The sequence below is a fragment of the uncultured Clostridium sp. genome (assembly GCF_934754915.1).
Classification (GTDB): Bacteria; Bacillota; Clostridia; order Clostridiales; family Clostridiaceae; genus Clostridium.
In genome coordinates, this window is record NZ_CAKVKB010000299.1 from 1 (window position 1) to 2,211 (window position 2,211).

Annotated in this window: 2 protein-coding genes; both read left to right on the forward strand. The window is 29.8% G+C overall.

Going from position 1 to position 2,211, the window contains the following annotated elements; all coding sequences use genetic code 11:
* Positions 1–1,136 (forward strand): flagellar basal body rod C-terminal domain-containing protein (locus Q0F58_RS19065; protein ID WP_294379603.1); only part of this gene is annotated, 1,136 nt, incomplete at its 5' end.
* A 35-nt stretch (positions 1,137–1,171) separates the two neighbouring features.
* Positions 1,172–2,211, forward strand: a 1,040-nt coding sequence (gene flgL, locus Q0F58_RS19070; protein ID WP_294379604.1) for a flagellar hook-associated protein FlgL, incomplete at its 3' end; no start/stop codon positions are given.

Below are 2,211 nucleotides of genomic sequence, written 5' to 3' on the forward strand. Positions count from 1 at the left end.
GAGACTATCTGATAGACCAATTAAGTTCTAAGTTTGGAGTTAAAATTGATAAGAAGAAATATAATACTATAGATTTAAGTGTTGCTGAGAATACCAAAACAGATAGCACATTAAAAAATCTAATTAATTCAGATCCAAATGATTTAAATTATTCAAGATTTTCATATGTAGAAAATGCAGAACTTGCAACAGATGGTACATTAACAGTGACATATAGTGTACTTGGAAATAAGGATAACCAGAAAAAAATCACAATAGCTGGTGCAAATGAAGATTTGAAAAACAATCTTCTTCAAAACAGATTGTTAATTGGTGATAAAGATGGTAACTTAAAAGATTCTTACACTAAAAATAAAATGGAAAAATGTGTATTTAATAATAGTAATATTGGATTAACTGAAGGCGAAATTGCTGGTAATCAAAAAGTTCAAGAAACTATTCAAGGATATATGGATGAACTTGATAAGTTTGCAGCAACTCTTGCATATTCAGTTAATTCAATTCAAACAGGAAGTAAAGAACTGAACGGTACATCTGGTATATTAGATAAAGATGGAAAACCGATTGCGGCAGAATTACTTTTTGTAAAATCAGATGATGCAACTACTGATAGTGGAATAACAGCTAAAAACATTTCTATAAATTCAAAAATATTAGACAATTTGTCGTTACTTAACTGTGGAAAGCAGCATGTAGATGATTATAGTGGAGAAAAAGATGGAAGCAGAGCATTAGCAATTGCACAATTAAAGGATTTAAAAATAAATATTGGCGCACTTTCTCTTAATGATATAAAAGATAGAAATACTTTCTTTAATAATAGTGAAGCTGGCTTAGATTTAAAAGATTCAATAACTTTAGTAAACAATAGTGGTACAGGAAGTAAGTTAAATGATTATTATTCAAGTATAATAACTAAACTTGCATCGAATGTAAGCAAACTACAATCAGATCTTTCAACACAAAAATCAAAAGTATCTAATTTAGATAGTTTAAGACTTTCAGAATCGGGTGTTTCTTTGGATGAAGAAATGTCAGATTTGATTCAATTTCAACATTCTTATCAGGCAAATGCAAAGATGATTTCAACAGTAGATGAACTTCTAGACGTTGTTATTAATGGATTAAAGAGATAGTTAAAATATTATTATAAATAGGAGGAATGATAATAATGAGAATGACTAATTCGATGCTTGTATCTAACTATATGAATAATTTGCAGAGAAATTTAGGCAACATGGGTACGCTACAGAATCAATTAGCTACTGGTAAAACTATTCAGAGGGCTTCGGAAAATCCGTATGTTGCAGTAAGAACTATGCAGCTTAATAATGAAATAAGTGCAAATAAACAATATAATACTAATATAACTGATACTTCAAATTGGCTTGATACTACAGATACAGCGCTTGGTCAGGCTAACAATATAATGGCTAGAATAAAAGAACTTACTGTAAAAGCGGGAAATGGTTCTTACAGTAAAGATGAAATAGGGGCTATAAAGGATGAAGTCGTAGAAAAAATGAAGGAATTAGGACAGGTTCTTAATACGTCATTTGATGGAAATTATATTTTTGGTGGAACTAAAAGTACATCAAAACCAATATCAGTAGACAGCCAAGGACAAGTAAGCTATATGGACAAGAATGGAAATACCTTTAATGTTGATGCTAATAATAATATAATTAATTACAAAGACAAAGATGGAAATCCAATAGCAGATACTAAAAATGCTGAAATTGCATATAACCAAATTAGCTCAAATCTTACAACTGAAATATCTCAAGGAGTAACTATAAAATACAATAAAACAGCAGTAGAAATTTTGAATTATAAAGATAGTATGGGAAATAGTGCTAATGTAATAAATACATTGTCGGATTTGGTTAAATGTTTAGATGTAGCATCTGGAGGGACTCAAGCTAATCTTCAAGTAAATGGAGAAAATATTACAAATGCTTCATCAGCCTTAAAAGCTATATCAGGAAAGATGACAGAAGATATAACTGCAATAGCTTCTAACATATCTAAAATAAGATCAAATGTTGGAGCTATGGAAAATAGAATGAAATCAGCTAAAGATACAAATGAAGATCAAAATTACAATATGACAAGCATTTTATCAGAAACTGACGATATTGATTTTGCACAAAAAACAATGGAATATGCTGTATTGCAGACAGTGTATACAGCAACACTTCAAACAAGTGC